This window comes from Candidatus Bathyarchaeota archaeon, assembly GCA_026014465.1.
Classification (GTDB): Archaea; Thermoproteota; Bathyarchaeia; order Bathyarchaeales; family Bathycorpusculaceae; genus JADGNF01.
In genome coordinates this window covers 1093105-1109109 of the sequence record JAOZID010000010.1, presented here as the reverse complement: position 1 = coordinate 1109109, position 16005 = coordinate 1093105, and the positions used below count along the sequence as shown (strand labels likewise).

The following is a 16005-nucleotide window of genomic DNA, read 5'->3' as shown; positions in this document are numbered from 1 at the left end:
AAGCCAACAAAAAATAGTTCCTGTACAGGTTGTCGCTTACTCAACTCTTTTTTAAACAATGTAGCCTAAACGAAAACAGAAAAACGGTTCCAGAAATTTTGTGGTGGGCTGGACCGGAGTTGAACCGGCGACCTTTGGCGTGTAAAGCCAACGTCCTAACCAGGCTAGACGACCAGCCCCCGCGTTTGTTGGTGCTTACTTTTTGTGGGTTTTTGTGGGTTTATATGTTGTGGTTTGGGTTTGGTTTGTTTGTTTATGGGTTTGATGTTTTGCGCTGTTTTACTCAGTTGAGTAGTTGTTATCTGATACGTTTTGTTGATTTGTAGTGGTGTGGTATGTTTAACGGAAGGGGGTGCGGCGTTTGGGGGTTAGGGTGTGGTTGTCCATTGGGGGGTTATGATTAGGTTTTGCATTTCTATGGGATTGCCTGTGTAGTAGATGTTTGTGCTAAATGTTTCTGTGCCTAGTCCGTGTATTGTTCCTGTGCCTAGGGTAAGGAAGAATATGCTTTGGTTTTCTCCTTGGTTTGCGATGATTTTTAGTTCACAGTTGTATGCGGTTTCTCTTCCGACATTGCAAACTGACCCCTCGATTATCATGAATGGGTTATCAGGGTTTGCCCTGTTGTCGTATCCTCCTATGCCCACGTTAACAAGTTTGGCTACTTTGAGCTCATTTAATTGAGTGTTTAACACGGCAATTTGATGGTTGCTGCTTTCTAGTTCTGCATCTTTTGCTGATACTTGGGCTTCTAAGCTATCTACTTGGCTGTTGAGCTGGGCTATTTGGGTCTGGTAGTTTTGGTTTTGTTTCTATTTTAACCTCAATTTCATGTTGCAGGTTTGAGACCTGTTCTGTTAAGCTTCGACTTGCTGGTTCTTGGCTGCTATTTCAGAATTCTTCTGCGTTACTGTTGACTGTAAACCTGCAATGATGTCCTCTTGATTGCTGACTTGGTCTGACAACTGCCCTGCTAATTGCATCTCATAAACACAAACCCCAGCCAACGCAACCACCAACGCAAAACAAACCACAGCAACAACTTTGGAGGTTTTCTTGCTAACCACTTCTTTCTCGCCCATATTAAATCACAAGTTGCATTTTTAATGTGCCTTGATATAAACATTCTGTACCAACTTGTATCCCTACGTTATCTCACAAACCCTCTCTTCACTGCGAATAAATATAAACTGGCGACTGTAATATTGAACCAAACTCGCAGTTATGCCTAAGAACTAAAGGTTATGAGTGTGAAGAATTTGAAGAGAATCTTGTGTACGGGTGCTGGGGGTCCAGCGGGTATTAATTTTGTTAGTTCGTTGCGTGTTGCGCCTGAAACGTTGTTTTTGGTAGGCACAGAAGCGAACGTGGATTATTTGCATTTGGCGTCTACTGACAAGAAGTATTTGGTGCCGCTGGCAAAAGAGGCAGGGTACATTGACGCGTTAAACGTGGTCATTCGCAAGGAGAAGGTGGAGTTTTTGCATGCGCAACCCGACGTGGAGGTGGAGGTTGTGTCGGAGTGTCGTGATAAGCTTGATGCGCCCGTGTTTTTGCCGTCAAAACGTGCCGTGCAAGCCACTCAGGATAAGCTTGAATCCGCCAGTATATGGCAGCAAAAATTGGTTCCTGTCGCCAAAACCCTCAAAATTCAAAGTGACGCCGACATCGACAAAGCCTTCGCCGAGTTTGGAAGCCCCCTCTGGATACGGGCAACCCACGGAGCAGGCGGACGAGGCAGCACCCCCGCAGACAACCCCCAAACCGCCCTTGCGTGGATAAAGTACTGGCGAAGCCGAGGCGTAGACTGGGAGTTCATGGCTCAAGAGCACCTGCCTGGACGAAACATCGCCTTTCACAGCATCTGGAAAAACGGCGAATTGATAACTTCGATGGCTCGCGAACGCCTCGAATACATCTACGCGTACCTCGCGCCCTCCGCGGTCACAGGAACCCCCGCCATTCAGCGCACCGTACACGACGAAAACATAAACAAAACTGGCACGGAAGCGGTTTTGGCAATTGACCCTAACTTTAGCGGCATCGCAAGCGTGGATTTAAAAGAAAACCAAAACGGTGTCGCATGCGTTACCGAAATCAACCCTGGCAGAATGTTCACCACCAGCTTCTTCTTCTCCTTTGCCAGCAAAAAAATCCGCAACGACTACTGCGCCAACATCCCCTACCTCTACATACGCCTCGCCTTCAAAGAAACCATTCCTGACATGCCAAAATATGACGTGTTGCCCAAAGACGTGTACTGGATTAGGCATATGGATGCTCCTGCACGCTTGGTTCGTGACGGCAAGGTTTTGGGAGCTATGTATCAGTGATAGCTGCGGTTATTTTTGATTTAGACGGCACCTTGGTCGACATACCTATAGACTACCCTTCTATGTACGCCGAGTTTAGGCAGATACTTGGAACCGCCGATGTTTGCCCGTTAACCCAGAAAATCCCACAACTACCCCCAGAGCTAAAAGCTAAAGTTTTTGCTGCTTGGGACAAAGCAGAAGACGCCGCCAAAAACGCAATCACCCCCAAACCACAGGGCATGACGCTTTATCAGAAGCACGTAAACAAGCCTAAAGCCCTTGTTACTTTGCAGGGTAAAGCACTCGCCGCGCCGCTAATCCAAGAACTGAACCTGCCTTTCGATGTGGTGCTGACCCGTGAGGACTCGTTAAACCGCCAAGAACAACTCCAAACCGCCGCCAAACAACTCAACCACCCCCTCAAAAACATCCTATTCATAGGCAACTCAGATAGCGACCAAAAAGCCGCCCAAACCCTCAACTGCCAATTCATACGCATAACATAAAATAACCCAAAGAACAGAAAGCAAAAGCCGCGCTATTGTTGGTTTTTGATTAGCCATTCGCGGTATTGTTTGTCTACTTGCATGGCGCTTTGTAGCATGGTGCTTGGGGCTAGGGAGGTTACATATTTGATGTCTTTTGGGAGGCAGTGTCTGCCTATGCCGTCTCGAGCTTCTGGTATGTCTACGTTCCATTTGGTGTTACAGGCAGCTCGGAGTTCTTCAAAGCTCATGCCAATTTGGCTGCAAAGCATCTTTAGGTCTTCGGCGAACGCGATTTGCAGGTAACGGTGGGAGTTTTCGGTGATTTTGCACATTTCAGCGACTTCTGCGGTGTTGCAGGTGTGCATGGGTATGCCCAGTGTGTCTTGGTAGAATTTTAATCCCGTTTGCAGGCTTTGCGTGTTGACGGCGCCTATGACTCGAAGCTGGTTTACGCCGTATTTGTCTGCTTGGTCTGCCCAGTACCTGTGCGGTGCATGGACAAGCCCGACGCGTTTTTGCAGGATGGTTTCGTAGATTTTTTTGGATGTGCCTGGGATTATGGTGCTTTCTATGGATATCAAAGCGTTTGATGGGGCTTTTTGGGCTATTTTTTTGCAGACTTCAAAAACGGGTGTGAGGTCTGGTCCCTGATCGGTTTGGCTGGTGGTTACGCAGACTATGTAGACATCCGCGGGGGGTATGGTTTCCCATTGGGTGGTGGCTTTGAAGCCTCCTGTCTGCATTGCTTTTTCTGCCGTGGCGGGGTTGATGTCGTACCCGCAGACTTCCAGTCCCTTCTTGTACGCGTAATCTGCAACTGGAAAACCAACTTGCCCAAGACCAATAACACAAACTTTGCTGCTCAGTTTAGTTGACCCCAAAGTAATTTACCACAACTAACCCGAGTTAACTTCTTAAGCTTTACCTTTTCAGCAGAATCCGACAACTACGCCAAACCCAAATCAAATCCTTTATAGATGGTTGTAACAAAACCTTTTAGTGCGCGTGCACAAGCAACTTTGTAGAGGAATCCTCTTGGCAGACCAGTCCCATGTTGTTCCCGTTTTTGAAGCAGGCTTAGTTATCCTAACCACGTTTTTCTTGTTTGTCTTCTTAGGCGGCGCTTTCTTGTTAACCTTGGGAACTGAACCCACCTTGGTTCTAGGCGAGCTGGTCATTCTTCTTGTGCCCTTAAGCTACCTGCTCTTCAAACGCATCAACATCAAAAACTACATAAAAATAAGCTTCAACCCAAAATCAATCGCAATAGGCATCTCCGCTGGCGCAGCTCTAATTCTCCTAAACGTTGCCGTATCCTCACTGCTTACCTCTATCTTTGGTGTAAGCCAAGCCGTCGAAGAATCCAACACCCTCCTCATAAACACAAGCCAAACCCCTCTCGGACTAATACTAGTCGCTACCTCACTTGCTCTAGCAGGTATCTGCGAAGAATTCGCCTTCCGCGGCTTTCTACAAAACGCTCTCACCCGAAGATTCTCTTTTCTGCCCGCCGCCATAGTTTCCGCCTTGGTATTTGGGCTCTTCCACTTCGACCCTGAATTCGTATACATCATAGCCTCTTTTGTAGGCGGATTTGCCTTGGGCTACATTTATCACCGATGGAACTACACCACCGCCGCAACCGCACACGCATCCATGAACCTTATGGTGCTCGCGTTGCTACTGTTTGGCATATAACGAGTTTTCAGAGCGGGGTCATTTTCAAGCTGATGTCCAACGCTTCCACGCTGTGCGTTAGCGCCCCCAAACTAATTATGTCCACGCCCTGCACGGCGAACTCTTCTATGTTCTGCTCGGTTACGCCGCCGCTAACTTCCAACAGGACCTTGCCCAAAACACCTGCCTCCTCCAGCAACGCCACCGACTCCCTAATTTGCTTGGGCGCAAAATTGTCCAGCATAACCACGTCTGCTCCTAACTGCACTGCTTTAACCGCATCTACAGCGGAGGTGACTTCTACTTCGATTTTCTTGTAAGCTGACACGTTCTGCTTGGCGCGTTCCAAAGCGTTTTCCAAGCCGCCTGCCAAAGCCAAATGATTATCCTTTATCAAAACCAAATCATCCAAATGCAGCCTATGCGAATCCCCACCGCCCACCATGACGGCTTTCTTGTCAAAATACAAAAACCCCAACGAGGTCTTGCGGGTTGCGGCTATGCGGGTTTTTATGTTGGCTTGTTTTAGTTTGTCTGCGATTTTGTGGGTGGTTGTGGCTATGCCGCTCATGCGTGAAAGCAAGTTTAGTAGGGTGCGTTCAACGCAAAGTATTGTTTGGGCATCTCCTGTAAGCTCTAAAAGAACCTGTCCCTTTTTGACTTGTGAGCCGTCTGTAACCTGCACCGTGGATTGTAACCCAAACGCCTGCGCCAAAACCTCCACTTCCTCAACGCCTGCAACTATGCCCTTTGCTTTAGCTAAAACAACTGCTTTCGCTTTTAGCCCCGCGGGAATAACTGCTGCTGCCGTTACGTCTCCTTGTCCAACGTCTTCAGCTACAAACTCTAAAAGCTTCTCTTCCAAAACCCTGCGTGGAACAAACATACCCTAACTTTGCCTTTTTGCGCTTAAAACCCTTTTTCCCTCCCTGATTTGCCGTTGCTGCTTGGGCTGTGTTGGGCTTGTTTGTTTGGATTGTGGATAATCTAAAATAAATGGCTGTTTCAATGTTAGGGTTATGCGGTTGATGTATGCGTGTTCTGAGTTGGGTTTGGGGCATGCTTCCCGAACTATGGCTTTGGGCAAACGTTTAGAGCAAAACGGGCATGAACTGTTCTTTTTTTCAGGCGGCAAAGCCTACTCTGTGCTCAACGAGGTCTTCAATAACGTTTACTTCGCCACTCCAACTGCATGGTACGAAAACAGCAGCGGCATCCTAACCTCCGCATCGTTAATCAACACCCTGTTTCCGCTGCCCTACTTTGATGGCGAAAACGGCAAACTCCAAATCAAATCCTCCAACGCCATGGAAGTTATCCGCCGCTACTATGACCTGCGACGCAACATACATGAAATCCAGCCAGACATGCTAATAGCCGACGGCGACATAAACGCGCTACGCCTAGCCCACCGATGGAAAATACCCGCCGTCTACATCACCAACCTCATACGCCCCAGCTACGGCTTCTCTGCGCTGCTAAGCCCTGGCGAACGATTCACAGAGCGCTACGTGAAAGACTGCGCCAAAATCATAATACCCGACAACCCCCCACCAGACACAATCTGCGACTACAACATCGGCAACCTGCAACACGTTGGCGTATCCGACAAAACCGAGTACGTCGGCAGCTTCTTCGACACCACTCCGACAGCAGGCTCCGACAAATATGTCTTCGCACCCATTAGCGGTCCATTTGGCACCCGCTCCAAGCTAATGCAGATGATGCTTCCTATCTTCCAAGAACTCGGCGTGACGGGCGTAATAAGCTTAGGCATGCCTGGTGAAGCTCGTAAATCCGTCAGAATCGGCAACTGCGACGTCCACACATGGCTTTCTGCAGAAGAACGCCGACAATGCATGCAAAACGCCTCGACAGTTATCTTTAGCGGGGGGCACATAACCTGTTTCGAAGTTGTCAAATACGCCAAACCCAGCATCTGCATTCCGACACAAGCTGAACAACTCGCCAACGCCACAAAACTATCCGACATGCACTGCTCAATTACTGCAAAAAATAAACGCCAACTCCGACATGCCATGCAGCAAATCCAAACAAACCACGCAGCCTACAAACAAAACATAACCAGACTCAACGAAGCCTCAAACCAGTACGACGGCTTAAAACGCGCTGCTCAAATCATAGAAGACTTGTTGTCCTAAACTGCTTTTAGGAGAGGGGTTTGCGTTTGGCTTCGCCGTTGGGTTGTTGTTCTTCGAAGATTATGGCTGTGAACTTGTAGATGCGCGTGTCTTTGCTTAGCCAGCTGTCTGGGGATACACCTGCTTTTATGCAGCATTGGATCAGGAACTCTTCCTCGTCCCAGCCCCACTCCACAGGAACCTGCGGCAACAACAACCCCCTACTAAAGCCCCGCTCAACAATTAAGCCATCCACGCCTACCTTGATTTGTTTTGGGTACTCTTTGGGGCTTGCAACTTCCACAAGCGCTGGCGGCGTTAGCACACTCACCTCAAAAACCACCCCATCCAACTCTTCACTCTTCATTGGGGGAAACCGTGGATCTTGAGTTGCCGCGTTTATAGCCGCATCAATAACAGCTTCCACCAACGGGTTAGTTGGGTAAGGGTAGCCGATGCATCCTCGCAGCATCTTTTTGCTTTGCCTGACTGAGTTTATGGTGACGAAAACGCCGCATTTCTCAAACAGTTTCTTTGGGGTTTGTTGTGGTGGACTAAGCGTTCGCCCTGTTTCTAAAAAGGTTTTGACGGTGTTTCGGGCAAGCTCTATTAGGAATTTTCCTTCTTTCTCGGCAAGTTCAAAAGACAACTTATTATGCCTCCAATAATAACTGCAGCTTTTGGTTTGCTGCTTTAAACCTTAAAAAGAAAGGTTAGATTTTGGCGGTTTCTTCAACTACACCATCTTTGGTAATCGCCAGCAAGTCAATGCCGTCGCCGCTCATGATGTCTCGGCTTATGGCAGATTTTATGGCGCGGGTTACCAGTTTCTTGGCGTCTTCCACGGTCATGTCTTTGCTGTAGCCGTCCTCTATGATTGCCATGGCAATTTCTGTTCCTGAACCCACCACTGCGTAGTCGTCGGGCAAAACAGACCCCAAAACGTCCAAAACCCAAAGGGAGGGTCCTTTGTCGTCTATGCCGCCAACTATTGTTTGTGTGATGAGTGGTGCCATTCTGCGGTTAAACAGTATGTTAGACATGAGTTTGGCTGCGGCGCGCACTGAGATTTTTCTGCCTACGTCCATGGTGAACAGGTTTGCGTTGGCTTCCACATCACGCACCAAAACCTGCATGTCGCTAACCAAGCCTGCGCAGGCAACGCCGATTTCATCGGTTACCTTGAAAACTTTTTTGCCGCCTTTACTCATAACCAAGTAGCCATAAGAAACGCGCTTCTCACTAGCCAAGACTACGCCGTCTTTGCATACAACGCCCACGGTTGTGGCGCCTGGAACCCAAGAGACTCCGTTTGGAGCCTGAGCTGGTGACTGGGATTCAATCTGAGGTCCATATCCTTCCAATGTTCCTACACCTTGCCAGTTCAAATACGCAAGACGACCTAATTAAGTTAATCTCAACACACAACAAACCACAAGCAACCCCAACGTACCTGCACAACCCTAAAAAACCCACAACACCCAAAACTAACTGGTGAACAACGCAAAATGATGCAGCTTTACCTGCAAAACTCTGGCGGCGTCTGGTTTGGCGTTGCGTATGAAGAGAAAAAAGTGTATGCCACAGCTTTTTCCCACGGAGAACAACTGGTTTTACGTAGCCTACTAAAGCGCCTGCCCTTTGATGTACCGTTCCAAGCTGTCACCAACCCATCAGAATTCGCCAAAAAAACCATCTCACTTCTAAAAGACCTCCACGACGGCAAAGACACCGCCATCTCACACGTGGATTTAGCTTTAGAAACCCTGCCCGCCTACACTCAACGCGTGCTCAGAACGGTCTTGTTGGTTCCCGTGGGGTATGTTGCTTCGTATGGCAGTGTAGCTAAAGCTGCTGGTGGAGGTGCCCGCGCGGTCGGAAACGTCATGGCAGCTAACCCTTTTGCCCCGCTTATCCCCTGCCATCGAGTGGTCAAATCCAACTTTGGTTTAGGCGGCTACGGCGGCGGCGCAGCCTTGAAAACCCAGCTTCTCATGCGCGAGAAACGTGGTTACACAAAACCCTTAGACCTCCCCCTCGACGATGCGGTGCTGCGGGTTTTTCCCGTCGAGTTTGTGCTACGGCGGCTTTAGGGTTTAGCGTGGGGCGATTTTGAGGGCGCGAAAGCCGCGAGCGATGGGTTAGGAAACTCGGAGATTTGGTGGCTGCATCTTGTAGGCAACCCCAACAGCACAGACTCTTTTTGTTTTACGGCGGCGGCACAGCTTAGCCAAGTGTTGGAGATACAGGGAGCAGGTTAACCAGATTAATCGTTACCGCGGGTTAAGTTGTGTTGGCGCGACTTTGGCTTTTGCATGGGTATATTGTATTTTGCTTACACGATTTATTTGCAGGTTGCTCGTCTTTTTAAGGAGCAGCAGCGATTAGCCGAGGAGTACCAGCTGGGTGTGGTCGAGTCGCGGGAATTTACTATGAAAAGCGAGTTTAAAGCGTGTCAAGAGTCTAAGCATAGTGCTCTTGACGAGTATCTCCCCTCCCTCGGTTTATACCGTGAAGTCTGTTTTTTTGCCTGCTACCGCGTAGGCTTGGGTGAAGCTGGCGTATTTGTCTAAGCGGTCGTTGCTAAAGTGTATGGTGTAGTTTTCGCCTGAGGGAAGGTACAGGGCTTTTCCCAGTCGCAGGTCACCGCGGATGTTACTGTGGTACTCGGCGTATATGGTTATCCAGCCTGTTGCGCCTTTGTTAGTTACGGTTATGTTGGTGTGGAGAAACAGGTTTCCCCGTTCAGTTTCCACCCAGTAATTTTCGGTCTGCACAATTTCGGGTTGCGCGGTGCTTTGTTGTAATCCGTATCCTGCGATGACAAATATGCAGGCGGCTGCAGCTATGATGGCGGTGGCTTGAACGGTTTTTTTCATGTTTCAAAACACTTTATGTACGTACCTTTGAGGTTCGTGGTTTTAAGCTTATTCCTAAACAGTAATTTATGGACGTGAAACGGTTTGACTATCATTGAAGTAACCGTTAATAGTGTTTCGACGATTGCGGCGGTGGTTAACTCGGCGATTCTTACGGGTATGCTTTCTTTGCCTATGGCGAGGGTTTCTATGTCGTGTTTTCGGTGGATTTCCGCGGCGACTTTGCGTAGTTTAGGCAAGATTTTGAGTAGGTTTTGCCTTGCACGCAGCGACGGTTTTTGGTTAAACAACTCCACAGGCGAGAGCTCCTCCACCGACAAGCCCCCAAACGTCATATCCAAATGCACCACATCAGCATCCACACAATCCAACAACCGCAAACACATCTCTGCTTCGCGAACTATAACTTCGCGGCTATCATCCGCTTCCAAAAACAGTGGCTCAACCAACTCCACACGCGCCCTATTGTAGGGCTCCTCGACCAATACGGCTCCGCATGCAACCATCAACTGCGGCTCAAACTCTTCATCCAAAATTGCCGCTGCAGAATCTGCCGAAACAATCCTCACCAAACGCCACCAACATAAAGGTGTAGCGGGGTGTGACAAAAATTAGTTTTGCTCTTCTTCTACTGCTTCCAAGTCAGGTTCAGGCGCAGTTTCAGGAGCAGGTTCTATGTGTCTGGCTTTTAGACCTAGGGCGAGTATGTACATTTCGCTGCTTTTGGCGCGGCTTGCTTTGGGTTTTATGAATTTGACTTCTCTAAAGTTTTCTTTGATTTTTTGTAGGTATTCGTTGACGAGTTCGCCTTCGAAGACTTTGGTGAAAAAGTTGCCGTCGGGTCGCATGATTTGTAGTGCGGTTTCGAAGGCTTTGGTTGCGAGGTCGATTTGTCTGGCGTGGTCGACTTCCCAAACGCCTGAGATGTTAGGGGACATGTCGGAGATTACGACGTTTGCTTTGCGGGGCAAGAAACTTAGGATTTGCTCTGCCGCTGTGGGCTCGGTCATGTCAAGGATTATGGTTCGAATATACGTTTGCTCAAATGGCTCGATGGGTTTGAGGTCAACGCCTAAGACGAAGCCTTTTTTGCCTGCGGCTTTTCTTGCTGACTGTATCCATCCGCCGGGTGCTGCTCCCAAGTCGACGACTATGTCGCCGTAGCGTATGAAGTGGTACTTGTTTATGGTCTGTGTTAGTTTGTAGGTGGCTCGGCTGCGGTAGTTTTCAGCTTTGGCTTTCTTGTAGTAATATTCCTCTTTACGTTGCTTGATGTACGTCTTGGTTTTGCCCACCCAAAATTCCTCCTAAAACCCTGTTTGGTTACTGGGGTAAATCCGCTTCTTCTTCGGGTTTGTCTAAGTTAATGATCCACTCTGTTAAGCGGTCACAGCTTTTAGGCGAGATAACTGTTGTGGGGTCGCATCGTGAACTGTCAGGACACAACAGGCAGGGACAATCAACAATGGATTCTATGCTCGCGGGCATACGTTTAGGATAAAGACGGTACGTCCATCTGCCGCCCTCCAACTCTTTTTCCCTGCGGATCAAGCCTTTTTCTTCAAGTTTAATAGCTACTCTTGAACCTTCCCTGCTGCTTGCACCTAGTTCTCGCCACAGCTCCGACTGAAGCACCCCCTGATAACCCGTGTTAACAACGAAATGCAACGCCTTCTGTTCTAGATCGTTACGTTTTGGCATCTGAATCAGTTCCAAATATACGTTATATATGCGAACGCGGCAGATAAAAATATGTATCCCCCCACGTATGCCGATTTAACCCTGACGAGACAAAAAAGATGACAACAAAACCTCCACCAGAAAAGCGCCTTTGCTTGGGCATAGAATCCACTGCCGACGACTTTGGAGTAGGCATCTCAACCTTCAAAGGCGACATACTCGCGAACGTTTCCGACGGCTACGTCCCAGAAGAAGGCGGCATACACCCTCGAGAAGCCGCAAGACACCACGCCCAAGTCGCCAACCAAGTCCTCCAAGATGCGCTCTCCCAAGCAAACGTCAAACCCGCAGATTTAGAGATCATCGCTTTTGCCCAAGGCCCTGGGCTGGGTCCATGCTTGCGTACAGGCGCAACCGTCGCGCGTGCTTTAGCTTCGTATTTAGAAGTGCCGCTGGTAGGCGTGAATCATTCGGTGGGACACATCGAAATTGGCAAACTTCAAACAGGCGCCAAAGACCCCTTAACGCTGTACGCTTCAGGAGGCAACACCATGGTCACCGCATACGCATCAGGCAGGTACCGCGTATTTGGCGAAACGCTAGATATCGCGTTGGGGAACTGTTTAGACGTGTTTGCCCGCGAAGTTGGCCTCAAGCGTGAGGGGGGTTTGCCGTTTGGGGCGGTGGTGGAAAAGCTTGCCTTGAAAGGTGAGCGGTTGGTTTCGTTGCCGTATGTGGTGAAGGGTATGGATTTGTCGTTAAGTGGCTTGCTTACGGCGGCGGTGACGGCTTATCAAAAGGGCGTTTGCAGCCTTGAAGATTTGTGCTTTAGCTTACAGGAAACCGCGTTTTCCATGGTAACCGAAGTTACCGAACGTGCCTTAGCGCACACGGAAAAACGCGAAGTACTCCTGACGGGTGGCGTAGCGGCGAATAAGCGGCTTCAAGAGATGCTAAAAATAATATCTGAAGAGCACGACGCTGCATTTAGCGTGGTTCCCCTAAAATTCGCCACTGACAACGGCGCGATGATTGCATGGACAGGCACTTTGGCGTACCTGCACGGGTTGGTTACGCCTTTGGATAAAAGCTACGTGCACCTGAAGTGGCGCGTGGATAGGGTGGATGTGCCATGGGTGAACAAAACATGACTTTGTTAAAGAAGGGAGCCGAAGCTAGCCTTAGTGTTTGTGTTTGGCACGGCAAAAAAGTGGTTGTTAAGACGCGTCTGCCCAAAGCATACCGCCCCGCCGCCTTAGACAACACGATTAGACGCTTTAGAACCGCCCGTGAACCCCAACTGATGCATGAAGCCAAACGCGCCGCCGTCGCAACCCCCAACGTCTACATGGTTGACACCAAAAACGCCGCCATAACCATGGAGTACATCGAAGGAAAACAAGCTAAGCAGCTTCTGGACACGCTGCCTGACAAAGAACGCCAAGACCTATGCTTTAGAATCGGAGAAGCGATTGGCAAACTTCACCGCAGCGGCTTAGTCCACGGCGACCTAACAACCTCCAACATGCTCATAGACCCATCTGGCAGACTAGTTCTGGTTGATTTTGGATTAGGCGACAAAACCTCTGAGACCGAAGCCCAAGGCGTCGATTTACACCTGCTCAAACACGCCCTGCAAAGCACCCATTACCAAAACGCCCCCGCCTGCTACAAAACCATCCTCCAAGGCTACACACAACTACGGGGCACCGCGGCGGCTGGGAAGGTTTTAGAGAAAATCAGGGAAATAGAAAAAAGAGGCCGCTACATCTCTGAAAGAAAACAAGACGACTTGTAAGGTAAGGTGGATAATGGTGAGTTTTAGTTTGAAAGGAAAAGTTGTTTTCTTCGCCACAGGTAACATCCACAAATTCAACGAAGCCCGTGTCATACTGACCCAAAACAACATCGCCACTGCTATGCTGCGTGAAAAAGCCATGGAAATCCAAAGCAACAGCCTTGTAGAAATCGCCGTTGCAAGCGCCAAAGACGCATACCCCCGCGTTAACCTGCCCCTAATTGTCGAAGACGCAGGACTTTTCATAGATGCGCTCAACGGGTTCCCCGGACCCTACGCAGCGTACGCCTACAAGACCCTAGGCAACGACGGCATCCTCCAACTCCTCCAAGGCACCCAAAACCACAAGGCAACTTTCCGCTCAGCCATAGCCTACATCGACGACACCCTAACTGAGCCCCTGTGCTTTGAAGGCGAAGTCACAGGCGAAATCACCCAGACACAGCAAGCCAGCAACCCCCAAACCGCATTTGGCTTTGACCCCATCTTCCAACCCGCAAGTACCAAGCAAACCTTCGCGCAGATGACTCCGCAGCAAAAAAACCAGCACTCTCACCGTGCAAAAGCCCTGCAAAAATTCGCCAACTGGTACAAAATGTAGTGGCAGACAAGTACCTTTGTGAAAGACCTGTAGATTACGCCAAAACGGCTCTGTTTTTCTCTCAAATTGTCTTGTGTGGTACATGGTTTTTGTGGTTGCTACAGTTATTCTTAAATATGCGTTTTATGTGGGTGTTTAGTTGCAAAGTGTTAAGGTGTAGACATGCCGAAACAGGAACATGGAAAGTCACATAGTATTCGTCCGGTTAGCAGGCGTCCTCCTAGCTGGTGTAAATATGAGCCAGAGGAAGTGGAGGCTTTTATCATAAAGTTAGCTAAGGAAGGTCACAGCCTAAGCAGCATAGGCACCGTTCTAAGAGACCAGTATGCTATTCCTTTGGCTAAACCCGTCACGGGCAAAAGCATCAGCCAAACCCTCAAAGACTCTGGTCTTGCCCCCGCCATGCCCGAAGACCTCTCAGACCTCATGAAAAAAGCACAACGCATGGCAGTTCACATGGACAAAAACCACAAAGACAGCCACAACAAACGCAACATGCAAATCATCGAAGCCAAAATCCACAAACTCTCCCGCTACTACAAACGCCAAGGCATCCTCCAGCAAAACTGGAAATACAAACCAAAAATCGCATCCATCACCTAAACCCCAATCTTAACCCTGTGGGCAAACACAACACATATTGCCCCTACCCCCTTCTAACCTTTTGAATTCAAACTCGCCAAGTGAATTGTATGCCTGTTGACCAAAACCAAATTGACGCTTTCTTGAAAACCGAAGAGCAAGCAGCCCAAATCATAAAACAAGTCATCCAAGAAGACGGCTTCATCCACCTCTTCTCTCATCTAGACGCTGATGGCATATCCGCCGCGGGAGTCATGGGCAAAGCCCTGCAGCGCCTAGATGCAAAATTTCGAATACGCATCACTCAGTGGCTAGACGCAAAAATCCTCGACCAAATAGCCGAAGACAAACCCGACCTCATCATCCTCACAGACTTTGGCAGCGGCTACATCGACTTGCTCAACGAAAAAGTCCCCAACACCAAAGTTGTCATACTTGACCATCACCAAACCACCACGCCAAACGAGAACCCCAACTTTACCCACGTAAACCCGCACCTGCACGGCATCGACGGCGCAACTGATGTCAGCGGCTCAGGCGTATCCTACTTTGCAGCCCGCGCCCTAAACCCCCAAAACGTCGACTTAGCCCCTATAGCCATAGTTGGTGCACTGGGTGATATGCAAGACCGCTACGACCAACGCAAACTTGACGGCTTAAACGCCCTTATGGTCAAAGACGCCACAGAAGCAGGACTGCTCGCAGTCGAGAGGGACCTGACGTTTTTTGGCAGGGAAACTCGCCCCATACACCGCACCCTCTCCTCAACCACTAACCCGTTTTTGCCTGGCATTAGCGGCGAAGAAGACAAAAGCCTCGCTTTTCTGTCCAGCTTGAACATTCCGCTTAAGACTGGTGATAAATGGCGGGCGCTGCGTGACCTTACTGAGGAGGAGAAGAAACGTTTATGCTCGGCGTTGGCGGAGTACCTGCTATCCAAGGGTTTGCACTACGAAATCACCAACCTAATTGGGCACATCTACGTTTTAACAGCTGAGGAGCCTGGAACGCCGCTGCGGGACGCCCGCGAATTTGCTGTGGTTTTGAACTCTACGGGGCGCCTTGACCGACCTAGCCTTGGCGTATCCGTGTGCATGGGCGACCGAACCACCGCACTTGAAGAAGCCAAACAAGCCCTCGACGAATACCGCAAAAGTATCAACAAATACCTAAACTGGGTCATGGAAAAGCCTGAGCGCCTCAAAGAACTCGACAACATCTACGTCGTCAACGGCGAAGACTACGTCAACGAAAAAATAATCGGCACCATATCCTCCATACTCGTATCCAACCTCCCCAACGTTGAAAAACCGCTTTTAGCTTACGCCAAAGTCCCCGATGAAGACGTCGTCAAATTCTCTGCGCGAACCACTGACCTTGCAATAAACAAAGGAGTAAACCTGGGCAAAGTTATGCAAGCTGCCAGTGAACAGTTCGAAGGCAAAGGCGGCGGACACAACATCGCAGCAGGCGCCCAAGTAGACCTAGACAAGGTGGATGAGTTTGTGGCGTTGGCAAACGAGTTGGTGGCAAAACAGTTTCGAGGCGAACAAATTGGAAGCGACGATAACTCTTAACTACCAAAACCCTAAAACCGCGGTCGCCATAGCAAACGCAGTATCCCCCGACAACCACGCCGCGCCCGAAGGCTTAACCATAACCACCCAGCAAAACGGCAACAGCGTAACCACCACCATACAGCTAAACGGCAAACTCCCCACGCTTATAGCCACCATTGATGACCTGCTGTTTTGCGCCTGCACCGCCGAAAAAGCCCTAACCGTTGCCACCCAAAAACCCGCTGAGCACCTTGAAGGTTAATATGGCTTTTTCCTGTTATGGTT

The 16005-nt window shown here is 49.3% G+C and carries 21 protein-coding genes and 1 tRNA gene; 11 read left to right on the top strand and 11 right to left on the bottom strand.

All coding sequences use genetic code 11. The features are described from left to right. Positions 1–101: 101 nt before the first annotated feature. The 3 genes from NWF04_07845 to NWF04_07835 form a co-directional block, all read right to left on the bottom strand. A tRNA-Val gene (locus tag NWF04_07845) sits at positions 102–179 on the bottom strand. Between the two features lie 189 nt (positions 180–368). Further along, on the bottom strand, positions 369–695 hold the full coding sequence (locus tag NWF04_07840) for a hypothetical protein (protein ID MCW4006484.1): 327 nt from the start codon (positions 693–695) through the stop codon (positions 369–371). Positions 696–857: 162 nt separating this feature from the next. Continuing rightward, a complete protein-coding gene (locus NWF04_07835; protein MCW4006483.1) occupies positions 858–1082 on the bottom strand; it encodes a hypothetical protein in 225 nt (74 codons plus the stop codon). Positions 1083–1250: 168 nt separating this feature from the next. Here NWF04_07835 and NWF04_07830 point away from each other — a divergent pair, with 168 nt between their 5' ends. Next, positions 1251–2333: a hypothetical protein gene (locus NWF04_07830; GenBank protein MCW4006482.1), complete on the top strand. Its 1083-nt coding sequence runs from the start codon at positions 1251–1253 to the stop codon at positions 2331–2333. Then, positions 2330–2821 carry a hypothetical protein gene (locus NWF04_07825; protein ID MCW4006481.1) on the top strand — a complete coding sequence of 164 codons (492 nt, stop codon included), beginning with the start codon at positions 2330–2332 and terminating at the stop codon, positions 2819–2821. Before NWF04_07830 ends, NWF04_07825 begins: the two co-directional genes overlap by 4 nt. Before the next feature lie 32 nt (positions 2822–2853). Here NWF04_07825 and NWF04_07820 read toward each other — a convergent pair whose 3' ends face one another. Beyond that, a complete protein-coding gene (locus NWF04_07820) occupies positions 2854–3684 on the bottom strand; it encodes an NAD(P)-binding domain-containing protein (protein ID MCW4006480.1) in 831 nt (276 codons plus the stop codon). 154 nt (positions 3685–3838) lie between these two features. Here NWF04_07820 and NWF04_07815 point away from each other — a divergent pair, with 154 nt between their 5' ends. Continuing rightward, positions 3839–4501 carry a CPBP family intramembrane metalloprotease gene (locus NWF04_07815; GenBank protein MCW4006479.1) on the top strand — a complete coding sequence of 221 codons (663 nt, stop codon included), beginning with the start codon at positions 3839–3841 and terminating at the stop codon, positions 4499–4501. A 7-nt stretch (positions 4502–4508) separates the two neighbouring features. On the opposite strand, the gene nadC is transcribed toward NWF04_07815, so the two are convergent. Then, positions 4509–5366 (bottom strand): carboxylating nicotinate-nucleotide diphosphorylase, encoded by an 858-nt coding sequence (gene nadC, locus NWF04_07810; GenBank protein MCW4006478.1) that lies wholly within the window; start codon positions 5364–5366, stop codon positions 4509–4511. 142 nt (positions 5367–5508) lie between these two features. On the opposite strand from nadC, the gene NWF04_07805 reads away from it, so the two are divergent. After that, positions 5509–6642, top strand: a complete 1134-nt coding sequence (locus tag NWF04_07805; protein MCW4006477.1) for a hypothetical protein — start codon at positions 5509–5511, stop codon at positions 6640–6642. Between the two features lie 7 nt (positions 6643–6649). Here the strand turns inward: NWF04_07805 and NWF04_07800 are convergent, their stop codons facing one another. Both NWF04_07800 and psmB read right to left on the bottom strand, forming a co-directional pair. Continuing rightward, on the bottom strand, positions 6650–7270 hold the full coding sequence (locus tag NWF04_07800; protein MCW4006476.1) for a TIGR00296 family protein: 621 nt from the start codon (positions 7268–7270) through the stop codon (positions 6650–6652). Positions 7271–7334: 64 nt separating this feature from the next. Continuing rightward, positions 7335–7985: an archaeal proteasome endopeptidase complex subunit beta gene (gene psmB / locus NWF04_07795; protein MCW4006475.1), complete on the bottom strand. Its 651-nt coding sequence runs from the start codon at positions 7983–7985 to the stop codon at positions 7335–7337. A 144-nt stretch (positions 7986–8129) separates the two neighbouring features. Between psmB and NWF04_07790 the strand changes: the two genes are divergently transcribed. Then, positions 8130–8714 carry a methylated-DNA--[protein]-cysteine S-methyltransferase gene (locus NWF04_07790; protein ID MCW4006474.1) on the top strand — a complete coding sequence of 195 codons (585 nt, stop codon included), beginning with the start codon at positions 8130–8132 and terminating at the stop codon, positions 8712–8714. Between the two features lie 411 nt (positions 8715–9125). Here the strand turns inward: NWF04_07790 and NWF04_07785 are convergent, their stop codons facing one another. Genes NWF04_07785 through NWF04_07770 form a run of 4 tightly spaced genes read right to left on the bottom strand, consistent with a single transcriptional unit; the run spans position 9126 to position 11201 of the window. Beyond that, positions 9126–9500, bottom strand: a complete 375-nt coding sequence (locus NWF04_07785; protein MCW4006473.1) for a hypothetical protein — start codon at positions 9498–9500, stop codon at positions 9126–9128. Then, positions 9497–10069, bottom strand: coding sequence for a DUF4152 family protein (locus NWF04_07780; GenBank protein MCW4006472.1), 573 nt, complete (start codon positions 10067–10069; stop codon positions 9497–9499). Before NWF04_07780 ends, NWF04_07785 begins: the two co-directional genes overlap by 4 nt. 42 nt (positions 10070–10111) lie before the next feature. Beyond that, positions 10112–10795 carry an RlmE family RNA methyltransferase gene (locus NWF04_07775; protein ID MCW4006471.1) on the bottom strand — a complete coding sequence of 228 codons (684 nt, stop codon included), beginning with the start codon at positions 10793–10795 and terminating at the stop codon, positions 10112–10114. Between the two features lie 28 nt (positions 10796–10823). Beyond that, the gene (locus NWF04_07770) at positions 10824–11201 is read right to left on the bottom strand and encodes a transcriptional regulator (GenBank protein ID MCW4006470.1); all 378 of its coding nucleotides are present in this window, start codon (positions 11199–11201) and stop codon (positions 10824–10826) included. Between the two features lie 98 nt (positions 11202–11299). Here NWF04_07770 and kae1 point away from each other — a divergent pair, with 98 nt between their 5' ends. From kae1 to NWF04_07740, 6 genes are all read left to right on the top strand, one after another. After that, on the top strand, positions 11300–12331 hold the full coding sequence (kae1, locus tag NWF04_07765; protein ID MCW4006469.1) for a KEOPS complex N(6)-L-threonylcarbamoyladenine synthase Kae1: 1032 nt from the start codon (positions 11300–11302) through the stop codon (positions 12329–12331). Next, complete coding sequence (locus NWF04_07760; GenBank protein MCW4006468.1) at positions 12313–12978, top strand: Kae1-associated kinase Bud32; 666 nt, start codon at positions 12313–12315, stop codon at positions 12976–12978. Before kae1 ends, NWF04_07760 begins: the two co-directional genes overlap by 19 nt. 28 nt (positions 12979–13006) lie before the next feature. After that, positions 13007–13579 carry an RdgB/HAM1 family non-canonical purine NTP pyrophosphatase gene (gene rdgB, locus NWF04_07755; GenBank protein MCW4006467.1) on the top strand — a complete coding sequence of 191 codons (573 nt, stop codon included), beginning with the start codon at positions 13007–13009 and terminating at the stop codon, positions 13577–13579. A 162-nt stretch (positions 13580–13741) separates the two neighbouring features. Beyond that, positions 13742–14182, top strand: a complete 441-nt coding sequence (locus NWF04_07750) for a 30S ribosomal protein S15 (protein MCW4006466.1) — start codon at positions 13742–13744, stop codon at positions 14180–14182. Between the two features lie 89 nt (positions 14183–14271). Next, positions 14272–15738: a DHH family phosphoesterase gene (locus NWF04_07745; protein MCW4006465.1), complete on the top strand. Its 1467-nt coding sequence runs from the start codon at positions 14272–14274 to the stop codon at positions 15736–15738. After that, on the top strand, positions 15716–15982 hold the full coding sequence (locus NWF04_07740) for a KEOPS complex subunit Pcc1 (GenBank protein MCW4006464.1): 267 nt from the start codon (positions 15716–15718) through the stop codon (positions 15980–15982). The genes NWF04_07745 and NWF04_07740 overlap by 23 nt, the downstream gene beginning before the upstream one ends. The last annotated feature ends 23 nt before the right edge of the window (positions 15983–16005 follow it).